Consider the following 19,946-nt stretch of genomic DNA (forward strand, 5'->3'; position numbering starts at 1 on the left):
CAAATATCCGCCCATGCGGATGCATAAGTTTTAACAGAAAGGCCGCTGCCGTTCCAAGCACGGCCTAAAAAGCAGAGAAAGAGGAATGAAAGATGATGCAAGCTTACCGTACCGAAGGCAACTACCGTTCTGCCGCGCGCCTGTCCCCCGCTGAACTGCGCGCCGCCATGGCAAACCGCGAGATCCTGCAGGCCACTGCTCTGGCCTTTGATACCCAGCGCCAGCTGCGGTTCGAGATCGGCGGGGTGAGAGCCGTGATGCCCTTTGCCCAGTGCGCCGATGGTGCCGCAAACGGCACCGTGCGGGACATTGCGGTGCTGACGAGGGTGGGCCGCCCCACCTGCTTTGTGATCGAGGCGCTGGACACCGACGAGAACGGTCAGCCCTTCTACCGGCTCTCCCGCGCGCTGGCGCAGCAGATGTGCAAGGCCGACTATCTGGACAGCCTGCAGCCCGGCGATATCCTGCCCTGCACCGTGACCCATATCGAGCCGTTTGGCGCGTTCTGTGATGTGGGCTGCGGCATCAGTGCCCTGCTGCCCATCGACTGCATGTCGGTGAGCCGCATCTCCTCCCCCGCCGACCGGGTGAGCGTGGGCCAGCAGATCTTGTGCGCCGTCAAGAACCGGGATGTACAGGGCCGCTTTGTGCTGACCATCCGGGAACTGCTGGGCACATGGGAGGAAAATGCGGCCGGGTTCACCGTGGGTGAGACCGTGGTGGGCATCGTGCGCAGTGTGGAGGAATACGGCACCTTTATCGAGATCGCGCCCAACCTCGCGGGCCTTGCCGAGAGCTGCACCGACCTTGTGCCCGGGCAGGCGGTGAGCGTCTACATCAAGAACATCCTGCCGGAAAAAATGAAGATCAAGCTGGTGATCGTGAACCACGCCCTGAGCCAGCGCCACCGGTTCGAGCTGAAGTATTTCATCACCGAGGGCCATCTGGACCACTGGGTGTACTCCACGCCGGAAAGCCCCAAGCGCATTGAGACAGATTTTGCCGCTGCGGCTTGCAATCCGGCGTGAAAGCCTTTATACTATAAAAGAAAAGGAATGCAAGGGGGATGTATGGAACGATGGCCGTCAATGATGCTTTTACTGCCGGTGTACGTCCCGGCGGGTTGACCAGCAGCACCGAGATCCGGCTGCTGCTGTGCTATCTGGTCAAAAATGCCGGACCCATTGCCCGGCAGGAGATCGAAAACGCCCTGATGGAAGAAGCGCTGGTGAACTATTTCGAGATCGGCTCGTGTCTGGACGATATCACCAGGCAGCAGCTCGTCACCCTGACAAAGGGCAGCTACACCATTACCGAGAAGGGCCGCAAAGTGGCGCAGGAGCTTGCCTACGACCTGCCCCGCAGTGTGCGGGAGCGCGCTGTGGCCGCTGTGCTGCGCTGCCAGACATGGGCCCGCAAGGAAGCCAAGTACAGTGCCAGCATTACCGAAAAAGAAGACGGCCACTGCACCATCCGCTGCACGGTGAAAGGGCTGGACAGTGAGCTGTTCTGTCTGGACCTCGGCACACCGGACCGGCTGACCGCCGAGCTGGTAAAAAAGCAGTTCATCCTCAAGGGCAACGAGATCTACCAAATGCTCATCAATAAGCTGACCGAAGAAGAAAAGTGAACAAATAAAGAGGGAGGCACCCGCGCGGCGCTTCCCTCTTCTGTTTTGTAGCGGTCAGATCAGAATGCAGATCAGCCCGGTGCAGCCCTCATTGATGACCCGTTCCAGCGTTTCCTGCAGGCGGGTGCGGGCCTCCTGCGGCATGTGCAGCAGCTTGTTCTGCAGCCCTTCGTTCACCAGCTCGTGCAGGCTCTTGCCAAAGATGTTGGATTCCCACAGCTTTTCCGGGTCGTCCTCAAAGCCGGCCAGCAGGCTGCGGGCAAGGTCCTCGCTCTGCTTTTCGGTGCCCACGATGGGGCTGATCTCGGTGTGGATGGTGGCCTTCATCATCTGGATGGAGGGCGCGCAGGCTTCCAGCCGCACGCCGTAGTTCGTGCCCTGCCGCACGATCTGGGGCTGTTCCAGTTTCAGCTCGCTGACCGTGGGCATCACGATGCCATAGCCGGTGGCTTCCACCTGCTCAAGGGCACTGCGTACCTTCTCGTACTCCCGTTTGGCCTTTGCCAGCTCCATGATGCAGGGCATCAGGCCCGCTTCGTCGCCAATGGCAAGGCCGGTCTGCTCGCTCAGCACCTGATAGAAAATTTCCGGCTTCAGCTCCACCGTGATGCGCACACTGCCGTTTGCAAGGTCGATGCCGCTGATGGCCGAGCGCTGCACCGCGTCACATTCCAGCGCAGGTGCGTCTGTTCCGGAGGGTACATCCTTCATGCGGGAGACCTTTGCCGCCAGCTGCATGGCCGCATCGTACACCTGCGTTTGCAGCCAGTGGCCATTTTCCAGCATCGTGACCCAGCGCGGCAGGGCAAAATCCAGCTCCTGCACCGGGAACTCGTACAGAACCTGCCGCAGAATGCTGCCGAGTGCCTCCGCGTCCAGATCCAAGCAGCTCACCGGCAGCACGGTGTGGTCGTAGTCCCGGGCCATGCCCTCGGCCAGCTGCTTCGTCTCCGGGGCATCCGGGTGAGTGCTGTTGAGCAGGATGATGTAGGGCTTGCCCAGCGCATCCAGTTCTTCCACGATGCGCTTCTCGGTTCTGGCATAGCCCTCCCGCGGGATGTCGCTCACAGAGCCGTCGGTGGTGACCACGATGCCGATGGTGGAATGTTCGCAGATCACCTTGCGGGTGCCGGTCTCGGCGGCAAGGTCGAAGGGCACCTCGTGGTCGAACCACGGGCTTTTGACCATGCGGGGCTTGTCGTTCTCCTCGTGGCCCATAGCCCCCTCCACCATGTAACCCACGCAGTCGATGAGCCGCACCCGGCACTCGCCGCCGCCCTCCAACTGCAGGGGCACGGCTGTTTCCGGGATGAATTTTGGTTCCGTGGTCATGATGGTGCGGCCCGCTGCCGACTGGGGCAGCTCGTCCCGGGCACGCTCCCGCGCAGCCGCCGGGCCGATGGCGGGCAGCACCAGCTGTTCCATGAAACGCTTGATAAAAGTGGATTTGCCGCTGCGCACCGGGCCAACCACCCCAATGTAGATATCTCCGCCGGTGCGTGCGCCGATCTCGCGGCAGATGCTCTTCTGTTCCTGATTTGCCAAATTGCTCTCCCCTTCCCGTTTGCGCTGTGCACCGGACAGGATTCCGGTCCGCTTGTTGTAATCGTATGTTGGGAAAAGGCCGGATATGACAAAAGGCTCCCATGCCAGCAGCACAGGAGCCTTTACAAACATTTTTACAATTACGGGGTCAGACGGTTGGGGCCGCGGAACAGGAACTCGGCATCCTTGATGGTCAGGCCGCACAGCAGCATGGTCAGGCGGTCGATGCCCAGACCGAAACCGCCGTGGGGCGGGCAGCCGTACTGGAAGAACTCCAGATAGAACTTGACATCATCGGCCAGACCCTTTTCCTCGGCCTGCTTCTTCAGCACCTCGTAGCGGTGCTCACGCTGGGCACCGGTGGTGATCTCAACACCACGCCAGATCAGGTCGTAGCCCTGGGGCACGCCGTTCTCGTCGCGCATGTGGTAGAACGCACGCTTCTCGGCAGAGTAATCGGTGATAAAGAGGAACTCGTGGCCGTAGTGCTTCTTCACCCACTCATAGCTCAGGCGCTCGGCCTCAGTGGTCAGGTCGCCCTTTTCGCTCTCATCGACGGTGTAGCCGAACTCTTCTTCCAGACCCTTGTACAGGTCTGCCAGCTTGACCACCGGGAACGGAGTGGTGGGAACGATCACTTCCTGCCCGAACATCTCCTTGATCTGGTCGCCATAGTTGTCCTTGACGGCCTGCAGACCGGCAGTCAGCAGCTCTTCTTCCATCTTCATCACGTCTTTATAGGAAGTGATGTAGCTGAACTCCAGATCGAAGCCGGAGAACTCGGTGGAGTGCTTGTTGGTGTAGCTCTTCTCTGCGCGGAACACAGGGCCGGTCTCGAAGATGCGCTCAAAGCCTGCAGCCATGGCCATCTGCTTGTAGAACTGAGGGCTTTGTGCCAGATAGGCATTGCGGTCAAAGTAGTCCACCTTGAACACCTCAGAGCCGCTCTCGCTGGCAGCAGCGATCAGCTTGGGGGTGTGGATCTCGATGAAGTTACGGTCCAGCAGGAACTTGCGCATGGCGTTCACAAAGCAGCTCTGTGCCTTGAACATGAGCTGGTTCTCGTCGGTGCGCAGGTCGATCCAGCGGTAATCAATGCGCTGGTCGATGCTGGAGCGCTCCACAGCCTTCTTTTTCTTGGTGGCTGCGATCTCCTTGCGGACGATAGGCAGAGCGTTGGCGATGCTCTCGATCTCGATGCTCTCGGGGATCATCTCCACGCCGCCCATCTTGACGTAGTCGTTCTCCACCACCTTGCCGGTGACGGTGATGACGGAATCCGGGGTGAGCTGATCGATGGTATCCACCAGATCGGGGTGATCTTCCTTTTCCACCGTGATCTGCAGCTTGCCGGTAATATCCTTCAGCACGATAAAGGCCATATACTTGCTGTTGCGCAGGTTCTCGATAAAGCCCTGCACCTTGACCGTGCCGCCGATGGCCTTTTGAGCCTCGTTGATATAGGTGCGTTCCATAATACAGGAATCCTCCTTTGACGTCTTGTGTACTGTTTTATTATACGCTTTTCCGGGGATAAATCAAGAGATATGGCGAACGAACTCCTTCCGTCATCGCTGCGCGATGCCACCTCCCTCAGGGAGGGAGGCTTTGGCATGGCGGCAGAAGGAGTCACTTTTCCTCTTCGTGCAGAGTGCCGGTGCCGCCCTCCACCACGCCGTCGTGCTTAAGCACCGCGGCAATGGTGCCAAAGAAGCATTTCACATCCAGCCCAAAGCTCAGATGCTCCACATACCAGCCGTCCAGCTTGGCCTTCTCCGCGATCTCCAGCTCGTCGCGGCCGTGGATCTGTGCCCAGCCGGTCAGACCCGGGCGCACATCGTTTGCATGGTACTTGTCGCGCTCTGCCAGCAGATCATACTGGTTCCACAAAGCAGGCCGCGGGCCGATGACCGCCATATCACCTACAAAGATGTTCCACAGCTGGGGCAGCTCGTCCAGACTGGTCTTGCGCAGGAAATGACCCATGCGGGTGATATACTGGTCCGGGTCGTGCAGCAGATGGGTGGGCATATCGTGGGGCGTATCGATGCGCATGGTGCGGAACTTTAAAATGTAAAAGTGCTTTTTGCCAATGCCCACACGCTTCTGTTTGAAGAACACCGGGCCGGGCGAGTCCAGCTTGATGGCGACGGCCAGAATGAGAAAAAGCCAGGACAGGCAGATCATGCCGCACAGCGACAGCACCACCGCCAGCAGGCGCTTGATTCCATTGCGATACATGGGTTTCCTCCATTTTCCGATTCAAAGTAGCAGTTCCAGTATAACAGTATGGGCCGGAATTTGCAATTGCATCCGCCGCCTGCCGCCGATATTTTTATGCTTTGGCTGCGTTCTGCCGGTTTTGTGGCAAAAAAGTGCCGGTTTTGTCTCTTGTTTTGCAGCGTGGCCCGGGGTAAGATAAAGAAAATGAGAAGTCCACTCCCCAGTCTCTCTTTCGCTCCACAGCCCCCTCGGAGATGGGGCCTTTGGCAAAACCTCTCACTTTGAGAGAGGCGGCACGCCGAAAGGCGTGACGGAGAGGGCAAGGATGCTACAAGGAGGTCCCCTATGATCCAGCGTTTCCGTTTTGGCCTGCCCCTGCCCACCGACAGTGTGGTGCAGGAGATCCCAGTTTCCGCCGGGCCAGTTCCCTTCCTCACAGCCGAAGAAGACGGCTGGGCCTACCGGATGGCTCCGGATGCCATCGTGTACGGTCTGGGCGAAATGCCCCGCGGCATCAACAAGCGCGGCTGGCACTACGTGACCAACAACACCGATGAAGCCCGCCACAGCGAGGATAAGCTTTCCTACTATGGTGCGCACAATTTTCTGCTCATTGATGGCGGCGCAGGCCGTGAATGCTTTGGTGTGTTCATCGATTTCCCGGGCAAAGTGCGTTACGATATCGGCTACACCGAATACGATGCCCTGCGCTTTGCCACCGAAGAGCCGGACTATGAGCTTTACATCATCACCGGCGACGACCTGAACGATATCAGCCGCCAGTTCCGGCAGCTCATCGGCCGCAGCTATATCCCGCCCAAGTGGGCCTTTGGTCTGGCACAGAGCCGCTTTGGCTACAAGACCGCTGAGGACGTGCGGGAGGTGGCCCGCCAGTACAAAGAGAACGATCTTCCGCTGGATATGATCTGCATGGACATCGATTACATGCAGGACTACGCGGATTTTACCGTAAACAAGCAGCGCTTCCCGGACCTTGCCGCCCTGAGCGCTGAACTGAAAGCACAGGGCATCCGGCTGGTGCCCATCATCGATGCGGGTGTGCGCATCGACCCGGAAAACCCCGTCTGTGCCGAGGGCCTTGCAAACGGTTACTTCTGCACCAAAGCCGACGGCACCCCCTTTGTGGCGGCGGTGTGGCCCGGCAAGGCTTACTTTGCGGACTTCCTGCGTCCGGAGGTGCGGGAGTGGTTTGGCCGGCAGTACAAGGCACTGACCGACTGCGGCATCGAGGGCTTCTGGAACGACATGAACGAGCCTGCGCTGTTTTACTCACCCGAGCGGCTCAAGGCTTTCTTTGAGAGCATGGACGAACTGAGCCGGAAGGACAACATCGTGCAGGATGAATTCTTTGGCAAGGTGGTGGGCGGCGCGCTGGGCCTGATGAACGCCCCGGAGGACTACGCCAGCTTCTACCACGATGTGGACGGCCAGCGGGTGCGCCATGACAGGGTGCACAACCTCTACGGCGGCACTATGACCCGTGCGGCAGGCGAAGCCTTTGCCCGCCTGCGGCCCGGCAGACGCACGCTGCTCTACAGCCGTTCCAGCTTCATCGGCAGCCACCGCTACGGCGGCATCTGGCTGGGTGACAACGCTTCCACATGGGCACAGCTTCTGGCCAATATCCAGATGATGCCCAACGTGCAGCTGTGCGGCTTTCTTTATACCGGTGCCGACCTGTGCGGTTTTTCCTACGATACTACGCCTGATCTGGCTCTGCGCTGGCTGGAGTTCGGCCTGTTCACGCCGCTGATGCGCAACCACGCCACCGACGGCTCCCGGATGCAGGAATACTACCGCTTTGCGGATATGCTGCCTGCCCTGCGGAAGATGCTCCGGCTGCGGTACGCCCTGCTGCCCTACCTTTATAGTACCTTCATGAAGGCGGCATTGGAAAATACCAGTTACTTCCGGCCCTTGGGCTTTGATTTCCCTGCTGACCCGGATGCCCGCGAGGTGCAGGACCAGCTGCTGCTGGGCGAGGGTGTGATGGTAGCGCCTGTCTACACCCAGAACGCCAGCGGACGGCATGTCTACCTGCCGGAAGCAATGAAGCTCTACCGCATCCGCAGTGTAGACGACTACGACACCGAGCTTCTGCCCGCCGGGCACCACTACGTCCGCTGTGCACTGGACGAGGTCCTGCTGTTCATCCGCCCGGGCCATGCGGTGCCGGTGGCAAGACCCGCCAGCTGCACCGCCCAGCTGGACGACACCGCCCTGACCCTGTGGGCCTGCCCGGACGAAAATGGCAGCGCCCGCTGCCGGATGTACACCGATGACGGCGAGACGAGCGATTTTGCCGCACCGGAGCACTGGAAGGTGCTTGAATCGAATTGAAAAGCCGTTTTCCTGTGGCATTGCCGGAAAAAGCTGTCTTTTTTCGGCGGTGCCACTTGTATTTTTCTGCGCCGCGCGTTATAATATGCCTTCGGTTCCCTTTATTTACGAAAAATTTACATTTCAGATGCTGTCCTCCCAAGCAGTGTGCAATGCTTCGGAAAACGGCTTCTCAGAGGAAACATAAAAAGGAGGCATTTATTCCATGGCACAGTCAAGCCGCTCCGCTGACCTGACCAGCGGCCCGATGCTGCAAAAGATCATCCTGTTCTCCATCCCGCTGGCAGCTTCCAGCATTCTGCAGCTGCTGTTCAACGCTGCGGACGTAGTGGTCGTGGGCCGCTTTGCGGGCAGCACCGCACTGGCCGCAGTGGGCTCCAACGGCTCTCTCATCAATCTGCTGGTGAACCTGTTCGTAGGGCTTTCGCTGGGCGCAAACGTGGTGGCCGCCCGCTGCTTTGGTGCAAAGGATGACCGCGGCGTGCAGGACACGGTGCAAACCTCGGTGACGCTGGGCCTTGTCAGCGGCGTGCTGCTGGCTGTGGTGGGGTTCTTTGCGGCCCGTGGCCTGCTGGAGCTGATGAGCTGCCCGGAGGATGTGATCGACCTCTCTGCGCTGTACCTTAAAATTTATTTCATCGGGATGCCCATGACCATGCTGTACAACTTCAGCAGTGCGCTGCTGCGCGCCGTGGGCGACACCAAGCGCCCGCTGTACTGTCTGGCAGCAGCCGGCATCATCAACGTGGTGCTGAACCTTGTGTTCGTCATTGGCTTTTCCATGAGCGTGGCAGGCGTGGCGCTGGCTACCATCATCAGTCAGACCGTTTCCGCCTGCATGGTGACGCGGATGCTGATGAAGGAGGAGGGCGCGCTGCATCTGGATCTGCATCATCTGGGCTTCCACATGGGTGCCCTGAAGCAGATTTTGCTCATCGGCCTGCCTGCCGGTCTGCAGAGCACCGTGTTCAGCCTGTCCAACGTGGTCATCCAGTCGGCCATCAACTCCTTTGGTTCCACGGTGGTGGCAGGCAGTTCGGCCTCCGCCAATCTGGAGGGCTTCGTCTATACCGCCATGAACGCCTTTTCGCAGGCTGCCGTCACCTTTACCAGCCAGAACATGGGCGCGCGCAAGTACCAGAACCTGAACCGTGTTGTCCTCAACTGCCTGCTGTGCGCCATCGTGACCGGCGTGGTGCTGGGCGGCGGTGCGGTGCTGGCAGGCACCCAGCTGCTGCACTTCTACTCCTCGGATGCGGCGGTCGTTGCCGCCGGATACGAGCGCCTGCGGGTGATCTGCGGCACCTACCTGCTGTGCGGCATCATGGATACGCTGGCCAGCAGCCTGCGCGGCCTTGGCTACAGCGTGCTGCCCATGGTGGTGAGCCTTGTGGGCAGCTGCCTGCTGCGGCTGGTGTGGATCGCCACCATCTTCCAGCTGAACCGCACACCGTTCATGCTGTACATCAGCTACCCCATCAGCTGGGTGCTGACGGCTGCCGTGCATCTGGCCTGCCTGCTGGTGGTGCGGCACAAGATGAAAAGCAAAGAGCGGTCTTTGCAGGCAGTCTAAAGGGCAAATGGACATTGTTATTGACAATTCCTGCAAAAATCATTATATTATAAATAGAAAAGGTACTGTCCGCATGGTCAGTTCCCTACCCGTTTAGCCAAAAAGATTGACTGTACAAGTTGGTAGCTGGGCAGTCAATCTTTTTTGTTGCCACTGGCTTTGTGCTGGTAAAACTTTTCCATGACCTCAACGGTCAGACGGATCACATCCACGATCAGACTCATCAGAGCGAGTACGAACGTGAGCAGTGCTAAAGTTTCCAACAAAGTCATCCGACATCCCTCCCTTCGCCTTCAAGGCTCCGGGCAGGGGTACTTCCAAAAAAGTTCCACTCCCGGAACCTCTGCTTCGTTCTATGTAGAAAGAGCAGTGATAACGGGTAGGAATCATGACCACCTGCGCTTGCAGACAGTACCTTAACGCCACCCTTATGGGTGGTGTTTTTAGTTTAGCACAGTTTTTTACCTGTTACAACTTCTTTTTATAGTTTTCTCGCCAGCAGGTAGCGGTCGTGGCCGCCATACATTTCCCGCCGGGAGACGATGGCAAAACCGGACGCAAGGGCGTTGTGCAGGCTGTACTGGTTCTGCGGGCTGACGGTAGCACCGATGTGGGTGATCTTTTCCGGGAAAAGCGGCAGGGCCGCTTCCAGCATGAGCCGTTGCAGGCCGTTGCCGCGAAAGTCTGCGTGGACGATGGCGCTGTCCGCATTGGCCCAGTGCTCCCACTCGGTGCGCGGCACATCCATGAAGGCCGCATAGTTGTGTGCGCTGCGCCCGCAGAAGCGCACGATGAGATACCCGCCAAGGCGGCTGCCCTGCCATGCGCCGATGCACAGGTCATTGCGGACATAGGCCGTGATATTTTCCAGCGTGTCCGGCACGAACTGCTCCGGGTCCGGCATGGCGGCGCGCACCTCGTTCTGCAAGGCGTACACCGCCGGGGCCTGCTCCGGCGTGCAGCGGCGCAGCTGCATGGACACCGGCGGCTGCACCGGCTGGCCGCAGATCTTGTGCAGAAAAACTTCCATCTTGCGTTTCCCTCCAAAATAAAATCATACTTTTTCGCTGTTTCCAGTATAAATGCCGCTTTTATAAATGTCAATTTATGTTATAATAAAGTATAAAGGGGTCTGCGGCGTATGGCGTGGTCACAAAGGTGCCGTGCGGCGCAGGCTTCAAGTCCCGGCGGGGCGCATCCCCTGCCCGTGAACGGAGGAACCGAACCATGAAGGAATCTGCACTTACCTCTTCCAACCGATTGGGCGGTGCTGTGATCAGCGACCGCATCGTTGCCAGTCTGCTGGAAGAGCTGCGCACCGGGCGCTATGCCCGGGCCGACCGTCTGCCCGCCGAGGTAGATCTTGCCGCTGAGCTGGGTGTGAGCCGCACCGTCATCCGCGATGCTTTGAGCGAGATGGAGCGCGCAGGCTATGTGGAGCGCGTGCGCGGCATTGGCACGGTGGTGAACCGCGCTGTGCTGGGCCTGCGCAGCCGGCTGGACCAGAAGCTGGAATACTACCCGCTGATCCGCAGCTTTGGCAGCTACCCCCACGCCGATGGCATTCAGGTATTTCCCATCCGTGCCGGTGAAGAGCTGGCCCACGATCTGGAAATTGAGCCGGGCGACGACGTGATCTGCATCAAAAAGCGCATTCTGGCCGATACCACCCCGGTGATCTACTCCATCGACTACCTGCCCAGAGCACTGTTCGGTGCCAGAGACTACACCCGCATCGACCTGACCGGCGGCGTGTTCGATATTCTGGAACGGGAATGCCACCAGCAGATCTCCTCCAACGTCGCCCACCTGAAGGCAAGCTGCGGCGACGATGCCATCCGCTCCGCCATGCGCCTTGCTCCGGGCGAGGCCATGCTGCTGCTGGACGAAGTGTGTTTCAATCGTTTGTGCCGCCCGGTGATGCGCTCGCTGAGCTACTACACAAACTTCTTTGATTTTTCCATTTTACGCAAGCTGCTCTAAACCAAAAAACTGACGGAGGTATGCACCCATGCGACATCTGATCGACCCGTTGGATTTTACCCAGCAGGAAATTTCCACTCTGCTCGACCTTGCCGACCGCATCCATGACGACCCGGCCGCGTATCAGGAGGTGGCCCGGCATAAAAAGCTGGCTACCCTGTTCTACGAGCCTTCCACCCGCACCCGCCTCTCCTTTGAGGCAGCCATGCTGAACCTTGGCGGCCATGTGCTGGGCTTTCCCAGTGAGAACGTGTCCAGCGCAAGCAAGGGCGAAAGCGTTGCCGACACCATCCGCGTGGTGTCCTGCTATGCGGACATCGTGGCCATGCGCCACCCCAAAGAGGGCGCACCGCTGCGCGCTTCCCGCTACTCCCGCATCCCGGTGATCAACGCGGGCGACGGCGGCCACCAGCACCCTACCCAGACCCTGACGGACCTCATGACCATCCGCCGCCGCATGGGACGGCTGGATGACCTGACCATCGGCCTGTGCGGCGACCTGAAATTCGGCCGCACCGTGCACTCCCTCATCAAGACCATGGCCCGCTGCAAGAACATCCGGTTCGTGCTTATCAGCCCGGAAGAACTGCGCGTGCCGGACTACATTGTGAAGGACGTGCTGGAGGCCAACGGCATCCCCTACAAGGAGACCCGCAGTCTGGAGGAATCCATGTCGGAGCTGGACATCCTGTACATGACCCGCGTGCAGAAGGAGCGCTTCTTCAACGAGGAGGACTACATCCGCCTGAAGAATAGCTACATCCTCACCAAGGAAAAGATGAGCCTTGCAAAGCCGGATATGGCTGTGCTGCATCCCCTGCCCCGCGTCAACGAGATCGCACTGGACGTGGACGACGATCCCCGTGCCGCCTACTTTGAGCAGGTGCAGAACGGCGTGTATGTGCGTATGGCACTGATCATGACCCTGCTGGGCCTTTGCGACCCCAAGGCACCCAAGGAGGAGAACTGATATGCTGAACATCGATGAAATTCAGAACGGCATCGTGATCGACCACATCAAGGCAGGCACTGCCATTGGCCTGATGGACCTGCTGGGCATTGCGGGCAACCGCACCGCCAGCGTGGCGCTGATCCAGAATGCACGCAGCAGCAAGACCGCCAGCGGCCGCAAGGACATCATCAAGGTGGAGGGCGATGCTTCCTGGCTGAACCTGGATGTGCTGGCCTACCTTGACCCGGGCATCAGCGTGACCATCATTGAAAACGGCAAGGCCGTGCGCAAGGAAAAGCCGATGCCCCCCAAGCGCCTTGTGAACATTGTAAAATGCCGCAACCCCCGCTGCATCTCCTCCATTGAGGAAGAGTGCGACCAGATCTTTGAGCTGAGCTCCAACGGCAAGTACCGCTGCATCTACTGCGAGCAGGAGCTGCAGGTAAAGCCGGAATAACGACACAGAAAAAGAGCTGCTGTATCAGGCAATTTTGCCGTACAGCAGCTCTTTTTTTGCAATAAAAAATCTGGCGGAACTCTCACCGACGCAAATGCCCTGTGCGGCAGATGCTCCATTCCCACAAGCAGCACCTGCCGCACAGAAATGCGACGTACCGAGTGACTTTATCAGCAGCAAACCCCAAAGTTCGCCGTTGAAAGCCCCGCCAGATGAGCTGCGCAGCGCATGAGGACTGCACAGCGAAGAGCAAAGGGAAAGCAGACAGCTTAACACGCACCGCTGCCCGGATCACTGCACAGGGGGGCAAAGCTTCACCAAATTTTCCTTTGGCCGCAAATCCGCCCTGCCCCGGCAGGAGGTCACCTTTACTGGCCTTAGTATAGCATTGTTGCGCGCCCGTTGCACAGAACATGTCATAAATTGTCGGTACTCATGTCATGAACTGCGCACGGGATGGCGCAGGTAAACCGGAACCATCGGTCGCGGCAGCTCACGGTGTACTCGGCACCGTACTTGCGCAGCACGTCCTGCACGTTGGCAAGGCCCATGCCGTGGCCGCTCTCCTTTTTGGTGGTGCCGGGCAGCTTGCCCTCCTCCAGCAGCAGGTCTTCCTGCACGCGGTTGCGCACCGAGATCAGATATTCTTCCGGCGTTTTGCGGATGCGCACATGCACCTCCGGCGGCAGGGCCTGCGCTGCGGCACGGATGGCGTTGTCCAGAAGGTTGGAGAGCACGATGACCATATCCATGCTGTCGAAGGGCATCTGCTTCAGATTGCACAGGTCAAAGTAAATGTTCACGCCAACTTTTGCCGCTTTTTCGTACTTTTTGCTCAGAATGGAATCCAGCAGCGGGTTGTGGGTATCCATGATGGTGGTGCCCGCCGCCACCGTTTTGCTCACGCTGGCAATGTAGGCCTGTGCGCCTTTCAGATCCCCCTGATCCAGCAGGGCGGTAAGGGCTGTCATGTGGTTGGTGAACTCGTGGGTCAGGCGGCGCTGCTCCGTGTAGGAATCCAGCAGGGCTTCGGCACGCTGCTGTTCCAGCTGAGCACGGTAGCGGGAGTTCTGCCGCTGCACCACCTGATCGTTGAACATCTGCACGATGGCGATATGCACCAGAACCGCCACGCTCATGCCAAAGGTGAGCAGCATGGTCATCCGGGTAGCGGGCTGCTGGGTCCCTGTGACCATCAGCACAATGTTCAGCACCACAGCTACCCCGGGGAAAAAGGACATCACCAGCGCCTGCAGCGGCTGCAGAGCACACTTCTGGTTCCAGCTGTACAGGGAATGCGCAACTGCTGCACCCACGATAAGGTTCGCGGCGCACAGAGCGATCAGGCAGCCGGGGTGCTGCCATGCTTCGCCGGTGCGCACCCCGGTGAACCAGGAGTAGGTATAGTTGACCGTGTTCTCCACCAGCAGGCACATGGTGCCGTTGATCAGGCAGGCGGTGAGCTTATCGGCAAAGTTTCCGCCAAACAGCTGCGCCGTAACAAAAAGGTACAGCACATTGAGCAGGACGCTCTGCACATTGAAAAATGACATTCCTGCTGCGAGTGACAGGCCCATCTCCCCCATGCACAGCAGCTCTGCCCACAGAACCGGCCAGCGCAGTTTTCCCCTGCCCAGATAGGCCCATTCTACCAGAATAAAGGCGTTGCACTGAATCAGACAGACCAGATGCCCCAGCATCATTTCCGCAAATGCATCACTCATCCCCATACTGCCCCTTCCATTCCAGATATGCGTTCTGGATGGCCGCATAGCCTGCGCGGCTCACGCTCAGCTCCACCCCGTTTTTCAGCAGGGCGCGGTAGCTGCGGATGCTGCGCACATATTTCATGTTCACCACATCGCTGCGGCTCACCTGCAAAAAGCCGTTCTCGTAGAGCATGGGCGGCAGGTCGGCGATCTTGCCGTAGTAGGTGCAGATGGGCCGGCGGGCAATGTCACCGTAGACGTTGATCTGGCGCAGGTCGCTTTCCAGATAATAGATCTGATCCAGCGGAATTTCCGTTTCGGTGCGGTTGTGGTGCACCGTCAGAGTCTTGCGCTGGTCGGTCAGGGCGGCAAGCAGGTCGTCCAGACACTTGGGCAGGGTGCGCGCAATGTCCCGCTTGAGCAGGTAGCGGTAGGCGTTCACCGTGTAGCCTTCCAGCGCAAATTCCAGATAGGCCGAAACATACACCAGCATCAGGCCGGGGCACTTCTGCTTGAGCTGACGGCCCAGCACCATGCCGTTTGCACCGGGCATGTCCACGTCCAGAAACGCCAGCTGATACAGCTCCAGCCCCGGCGTTGCAAGCACCTCGGCTGCGCTGGTGCAGACGGCGGTGTGCACCTGCACGCTGCGGGCGGTAAAGTAGACGGCGACATATTCTGCCATGCGCGCGCCGAACGCCGCATCGTCGTCACAGATCAGGATATGCATGGAAGGTTCCTTTCTGCCGCAAAAGGCCCCTCTTGCAGTAAGAGGGGCCAAAGTAACTATCAGAGAAATTTATCGTAGAGGCCAAAAGCAAAGATGAACAGCACGATCACCGGCAGCACGCAGGTCAGGTAACCGCGCATCCAGTCGTGCATCTTGAGGCCCTTGCCGGTGTTAACTTCCTTTTTATAGTTGTCCCAGCCCCAGCCGTAGTTGGTAACGCAGAACAGCAGGTACACCAGGCTGCCCAGCGGCAGGAACAGGTTGCTCACGAGGAAGTCCTCCAGATCCAGCACAGCGCCGCCGAACACGGCAAAGCCGTCCCATGCCCACACGTTGTAGCCCAGCACGCAGGGCAGCGAAAGCAGAGTGATGAGCACGAAGTTCACCAGACTGGATTTCTTGCGGCTGCAGCCGGTCAGCTCCATGCCGCAGCAGATGATGTTCTCGAACACGGCCAGCACGGTGGAAAGCGCCGCAAAGGCCATGAACAGGAAGAACAGGGAGCCCCACAACCGGCCCATGGCCATGTTGGCAAAGATGTTGGGCAGGGTAATGAAGATCAGGCTGGGGCCGCTGGTCTGGTCCACACCGTAGGTGAAGCAGGCCGGGAAGATGATGAGACCGGCGGTGATGGCCACGAAGGTATCCAGCACCACGATGCGGGCGGACTCGCCCAGCAGGGAGTGCTCCTTGCCGATGTAGCTGCCAAAGATGGACATTGCGCCAATGCCAAGGCTCAGGGTGAAGAAGGCCTGATTCATGGCGGACACCAGCGTGTTGACCACGCCCACCTCTTTCATGCGCCCGAAGTCGGGCACGAGGAAGAAGCTCAGGCCTTCCTTTGCGCCGGGCATGAACAGGCTGTTGACGGCCAGCACCACCATGATCACCAGCAGGGCGATCATCATGACCTTGGTCACGCGCTCAAGGCCGTTCTGCAGGCCCTTGGCGCATACAAAGATGCCCAGTGCCACCACGAACACCATCCAGAAGGTCATCACGCCGGGGTCTGCCAGCATTTCGGTAAACTTGCCAGCCACCTGATCGGCGTTCAGGCCTGCCAGCTTACCGGTGGCGGTCATGTAGAAATAGTGCAGCATCCAGCCTGCCACGGTGGTGTAGAACATCATGAGCAGATAGCAGCCAATGAGGGTAAGATAGCCGTGGATGTGCCACTTCTGGCCCGGTTTTTCCAGTGCCTGATAGGCCCGCACCGGGCTTTTGCGGGAAGCGCGGCCCACTGCAAACTCCATGGTCATAATGGGCAGGCCCAGAATGACCAGAAAGAGCAGGTAGAACAGCACAAATGCGCCGCCACCGCCCTGACCGGCAATATAAGGGAACTTCCACACGTTGCCAATGCCGATGGCACAGCCCGCCGAAAGCAGAATGAAGCCCAGCCGGGACTTCAGTTTTTCTCTTTCCATGATTCCAAACTCCTTGTTTTCCGTTCTGCTCTGCCCTGCCCTTTGCGGGGCCGGGCGAAGCGTTGCTTTTGTATTATAGCACAAATTTGGTCGAAGAACAGGGCGCTTCAGTGAGATGAACTTTTGTTGTCAAAAGTATTCTTTGTCTTTCCCGCGTGCACAGCCCGTCCTGCCGCAGGGCCGTACCGCAATTTCCGTTGCAGGTGCGTCCGTTTTTGGTGTATTTGCGGCGGGATGCAATTTTTCTCACCTGAAAGGTGAAGAGCTGACAGTTATTCACTTATATAAAAATGCCTTGCATAACAGCCGAGAACCATCTCTTGACAAACCAGCAAAAAGAAACTATACTACAAATAGAGAAGGTGCTGTCCGCAATGGTCAGCTCCCTCCGGCTAATTGGTCAATAAGAAGAATGACCGCTCACCGTTTGGAGACTGGGGCGGTCATTTCTTATTGTTATGGATCTCTTTGAAGATTGCCCATGCGATCTGAAATGTAATCCCAACTGTGCCGCCAACAATGACGAACAGCTGCAGAACATCGTTCAACACCATGATGCATCCCCCCTTCCGCGTTTGCGAACGGGGGAACAAACAATAAGCTTTTACGTCCCCCGGACGCTTGCCGGAGGGAAGCATGACCACCTGCGCTTGCAGGTCGGGTTGCGGCACCCAGCATCCGCTTCGCTCTCGCTTGCGTCTTGCTGGCCGCGGCCCCAACAACTTCTCCTTGTTTCTGCCACTGGCAGCAGTCGTCGTTGTTGCAGCACCGAATCACCGCCTTTTCGGGCAGCATCTTTATGATATCATAAAAATAACATTTTACAATAAAGAAAGCACCCGCTGTACAGGTGCTTTCTTTTCGTTTATATAGGTATATAGGCTTACTTCCGCTTCTTCGGGGCAGTGCCCTTGCCCACCGGGCCGCGGGGGCGGCGCTCGGCAGCCTTGGACTGCACTGCGGCGCTGTGGGTCTGGGCGCGGCCCTTGGCGGCAGCGGCACGCAGACCGTTGATCTCTGCCTTGCTCAGCTCACGGTAGGTGCCGGGCTTGAGCATTCCCAGCTTCACCACGCCCTCGGCGTTGCGCTTCAGGCGCACCACCTCAAGGCCCACGGTCTCGCACATGCGGCGGATCTCGCGGTTCTTGCCCTCTTTCAGGGTCATTTCCATCACGGTGCGGCCCGGCTCGTCGGTAACAACGTTGATGGCGCAGGGCATGGTCTTGGTGCCGTCGTCCAGCACAACGCCGCTGCTCAGCTTCAGGATCTGGCTTTCATCGGCGCGGGGCTGCACGGTGACGCGGTACAGCTTGGAGATGCCGCCCGACGGATGGGTGACGGCCTGCGCAAACGCGCCGTCGTTGGTCATGAGCAGCAGGCCCTCGCTGTCCTTATCCAGACGGCCCACCGGGTACAGGCGGGCGGGGATATCGCTCACCAGCTCCATCACGGTCTTGCGGCCCAGCTCGTCGCTGGCGGTGGTCACATAGCCGCGGGGCTTGTACAGGGCCAGATAGTACATCTGCTGATCCTTGCGGATATAGATGCGCTCGTCGTCCACGTGCAGCACGTCGCGGTTGGGGTCCATCTTGTCGCCCACCTTGACGGGGTGGCCGTTGACCTTCACGCGGCCCTCGGCGATGATCTGCTCTGCCGCACGGCGGGAGCACAGACCCTGTTCAGCCATGATCTTTTGAATACGTTCTTCTGCCATAATAAAACTCCTTGTGCGCCTCCCGGCGCTCAAAACGCGCACCTCTCCCCTGTTTTGGGGTGCGGGTGCGCCTGTATCAAAACTGTGAGTTGGAAGCTCACAGTTACGGCGATGGTGATTAGCAGGCCAGCAGGGAGCTTTCTCCGCGAACAGCCCGGAACCCACGGTTCCGCCCCAATACTTCGTATCGGGGCCCCACTTCCCGGTCATTCGCTGGAGAAACTCCCTGCCGTCCTGCCGGGATCGGCACCGGATACTCCGGCAAGATGCGCAAAGCCATGTCTAAAGTGCAGGCTGCGACTAAAATCGACAGAAAAGCCCGTCGGGAAGTGCGAGGGCTACACCACGCTGGTGGTCTGGCGAGCGCAGGCGGGACGGAGTGTCCGGTGCCAAGCCCCCTCCCTTACTGCTCCGCAGGAGCAGCAGGCTCTTCCTTCTTTTCGTCCTTCTTGATGAGGGCGGCAACCTTGTCCACCAGCTCCGGCAGCATAGTCAGGGCACGGCTGATGGTGTCGGCGTTGTCCGACAGCTGGATGGTGCGCACGCAGCCGTCCTTTACCACGAGGAAGGCCACCGGCTGGATGTTCACACCCGCACCGGAGCCGCCGCCAAACAGGTCCTTGTTGGCGGCGTTCTTGCCGTCAAAGTCGGTGCCGCCGGAGGCAAAGCCAAAGCTCACCTTGGAAACTGGCAGGATGGTGGTGCCGTCCTCGGTAATGATGGGCTTGCCAATGATGGTGTTGGAGTCCACCATCTGGTGGATCTTCTCCATGGTAACGTTCATCAGGCCCTGAATGGGATGCTCAGCCATAAAACAGCTCTCCTTTATCGGTTTGATTCGGGCAAAGGCCCGTTGTCTGCAGATCCGGATACTCCTATAGTGTACCACATTATAGGAAGATGTCCAATACTTTTTTGCGCCAGAACTCGTACAGCACCCGCACCGCCGCAAGGACGATGAACAGTGCCTGCGCGCTCACCCGGCAGGACACCCGGTCCTCCACGGTGGGCTGCCCGCTGCCAAAGTCCGGCAGGATGCGCAGCTCATCGAACTGCAGCCAGAGAAAGCGGTCCAGCACGCCCAGCACCGGGTACAGCCACGCCTGCAGCTTGCCGTAGCTGCGGGCAGCGGCGGCGGGGTCCTCCCCGCGCACACCAAGGCGCACCTGTATTTTTGTGATGCGCAGCGCACCGAACACAGCTTTGGTCAAAGTGCCCGCACCTTTGAGCATGGTGCAGAGGATCTCCAGCGTGATCTTTGCTTTTTTGCGGGGCTGGGCGGGCTTGTTTGCCTTGGCGGCAGCGGCGGCGGCCTTTTTGCGGGCCTTCTCCTCTGCCTTTTTCCGCTTGCGCTCAGCGCGCCATGCAGCAAATTTTGCTTTCACTTTGCCAAAGCCTTTGGGTGGGGCCGGGTTTTCCGGTGCGGGCGGCGGCTCCGGCTTCGGGTACTGGAACACCGGGAAGGTGATGCCCAGCGCACCGGCCTTTACGGTGAGCACACCGTGCTCCCAGCACAGGTCTGCGCAGAAGGGGCACAGCAGCAACAGCACCAGTAAGATCAGCACCACCAGCAGCAGAATGCCGACCACCCGGAGGATGAACAGCAGCACTGCGCCCAGCGCGGCGAGGAATGCTCCCATGC

General features: G+C 59.1%; 18 protein-coding genes. 7 read left to right on the plus strand and 11 right to left on the minus strand.

What is annotated here, in order from left to right; all coding sequences use genetic code 11:
* Positions 1–92: 92 nt before the first annotated feature.
* Both DW937_RS02615 and DW937_RS02620 read left to right on the plus strand, forming a co-directional pair.
* Positions 93–1,028, plus strand: coding sequence for a S1 RNA-binding domain-containing protein (locus DW937_RS02615; RefSeq protein WP_120120049.1), 936 nt, complete (start codon positions 93–95; stop codon positions 1,026–1,028).
* A 50-nt stretch (positions 1,029–1,078) separates the two neighbouring features.
* Positions 1,079–1,630, plus strand: a complete 552-nt coding sequence (locus DW937_RS02620; protein ID WP_120120050.1) for a DUF4364 family protein — start codon at positions 1,079–1,081, stop codon at positions 1,628–1,630.
* Between the two features lie 54 nt (positions 1,631–1,684).
* Here the strand turns inward: DW937_RS02620 and spoIVA are convergent, their stop codons facing one another.
* The 3 genes from spoIVA to DW937_RS02635 form a co-directional block, all read right to left on the minus strand.
* Positions 1,685–3,175, minus strand: coding sequence for a stage IV sporulation protein A (gene spoIVA, locus DW937_RS02625; RefSeq protein WP_120120051.1), 1,491 nt, complete (start codon positions 3,173–3,175; stop codon positions 1,685–1,687).
* Between the two features lie 140 nt (positions 3,176–3,315).
* Complete coding sequence (gene aspS / locus DW937_RS02630) at positions 3,316–4,650, minus strand: aspartate--tRNA(Asn) ligase (RefSeq protein WP_005941202.1); 1,335 nt, start codon at positions 4,648–4,650, stop codon at positions 3,316–3,318.
* 154 nt (positions 4,651–4,804) lie between these two features.
* A complete protein-coding gene (locus DW937_RS02635; protein ID WP_120120052.1) occupies positions 4,805–5,416 on the minus strand; it encodes a sugar transferase in 612 nt (203 codons plus the stop codon).
* A gap of 327 nt (positions 5,417–5,743) precedes the next feature.
* Between DW937_RS02635 and DW937_RS02640 the strand changes: the two genes are divergently transcribed.
* Complete coding sequence (locus tag DW937_RS02640) at positions 5,744–7,759, plus strand: TIM-barrel domain-containing protein (RefSeq protein ID WP_120120053.1); 2,016 nt, start codon at positions 5,744–5,746, stop codon at positions 7,757–7,759.
* A gap of 205 nt (positions 7,760–7,964) precedes the next feature.
* Complete coding sequence (locus DW937_RS02645; RefSeq protein ID WP_120120054.1) at positions 7,965–9,332, plus strand: MATE family efflux transporter; 1,368 nt, start codon at positions 7,965–7,967, stop codon at positions 9,330–9,332.
* 134 nt (positions 9,333–9,466) lie between these two features.
* Here the strand turns inward: DW937_RS02645 and DW937_RS14825 are convergent, their stop codons facing one another.
* Positions 9,467–9,604 (minus strand): hypothetical protein, encoded by a 138-nt coding sequence (locus DW937_RS14825; RefSeq protein ID WP_165852865.1) that lies wholly within the window; start codon positions 9,602–9,604, stop codon positions 9,467–9,469.
* A gap of 209 nt (positions 9,605–9,813) precedes the next feature.
* The gene (locus DW937_RS02650; protein ID WP_120120055.1) at positions 9,814–10,362 is read right to left on the minus strand and encodes a GNAT family N-acetyltransferase; all 549 of its coding nucleotides are present in this window, start codon (positions 10,360–10,362) and stop codon (positions 9,814–9,816) included.
* A gap of 197 nt (positions 10,363–10,559) precedes the next feature.
* Here DW937_RS02650 and DW937_RS02655 point away from each other — a divergent pair, with 197 nt between their 5' ends.
* The 3 genes from DW937_RS02655 to DW937_RS02665 are packed head-to-tail and all read left to right on the plus strand — an operon-like array spanning position 10,560 to position 12,724.
* Complete coding sequence (locus DW937_RS02655) at positions 10,560–11,315, plus strand: GntR family transcriptional regulator (protein WP_120019754.1); 756 nt, start codon at positions 10,560–10,562, stop codon at positions 11,313–11,315.
* A 28-nt stretch (positions 11,316–11,343) separates the two neighbouring features.
* The gene (gene pyrB / locus DW937_RS02660) at positions 11,344–12,285 is read left to right on the plus strand and encodes an aspartate carbamoyltransferase (RefSeq protein WP_118527822.1); all 942 of its coding nucleotides are present in this window, start codon (positions 11,344–11,346) and stop codon (positions 12,283–12,285) included.
* A 1-nt stretch (position 12,286) separates the two neighbouring features.
* The gene (locus tag DW937_RS02665; RefSeq protein WP_005941235.1) at positions 12,287–12,724 is read left to right on the plus strand and encodes an aspartate carbamoyltransferase regulatory subunit; all 438 of its coding nucleotides are present in this window, start codon (positions 12,287–12,289) and stop codon (positions 12,722–12,724) included.
* A gap of 416 nt (positions 12,725–13,140) precedes the next feature.
* On the opposite strand, the gene DW937_RS02670 is transcribed toward DW937_RS02665, so the two are convergent.
* From DW937_RS02670 to DW937_RS02700, 6 genes are all read right to left on the minus strand, one after another.
* Positions 13,141–14,448, minus strand: coding sequence for a sensor histidine kinase (locus DW937_RS02670; RefSeq protein ID WP_120120188.1), 1,308 nt, complete (start codon positions 14,446–14,448; stop codon positions 13,141–13,143).
* Entirely contained in the window at positions 14,441–15,163 is a 723-nt protein-coding gene (locus DW937_RS02675; protein WP_118527824.1) for a LytTR family DNA-binding domain-containing protein, read from the minus strand. The genes DW937_RS02670 and DW937_RS02675 overlap by 8 nt, the downstream gene beginning before the upstream one ends.
* Positions 15,164–15,222: 59 nt before the next feature.
* Complete coding sequence (locus tag DW937_RS02680; RefSeq protein ID WP_120120056.1) at positions 15,223–16,590, minus strand: sodium-dependent transporter; 1,368 nt, start codon at positions 16,588–16,590, stop codon at positions 15,223–15,225.
* Positions 16,591–17,473: 883 nt separating this feature from the next.
* Positions 17,474–18,304: a pseudouridine synthase gene (locus tag DW937_RS02690; protein WP_120120057.1), complete on the minus strand. Its 831-nt coding sequence runs from the start codon at positions 18,302–18,304 to the stop codon at positions 17,474–17,476.
* 403 nt (positions 18,305–18,707) lie between these two features.
* Positions 18,708–19,115, minus strand: a complete 408-nt coding sequence (gene ytfJ, locus DW937_RS02695) for a GerW family sporulation protein (protein WP_118527832.1) — start codon at positions 19,113–19,115, stop codon at positions 18,708–18,710.
* A 79-nt stretch (positions 19,116–19,194) separates the two neighbouring features.
* A complete protein-coding gene (locus DW937_RS02700) occupies positions 19,195–19,944 on the minus strand; it encodes a DUF2953 domain-containing protein (protein ID WP_120120058.1) in 750 nt (249 codons plus the stop codon).
* Positions 19,945–19,946 lie beyond the last annotated feature (2 nt).

It is taken from the genome of Faecalibacterium sp. AM43-5AT (assembly GCF_003603345.1).
In the GTDB taxonomy this organism is placed as follows: Bacteria; Bacillota; Clostridia; order Oscillospirales; family Ruminococcaceae; genus Faecalibacterium; species Faecalibacterium taiwanense.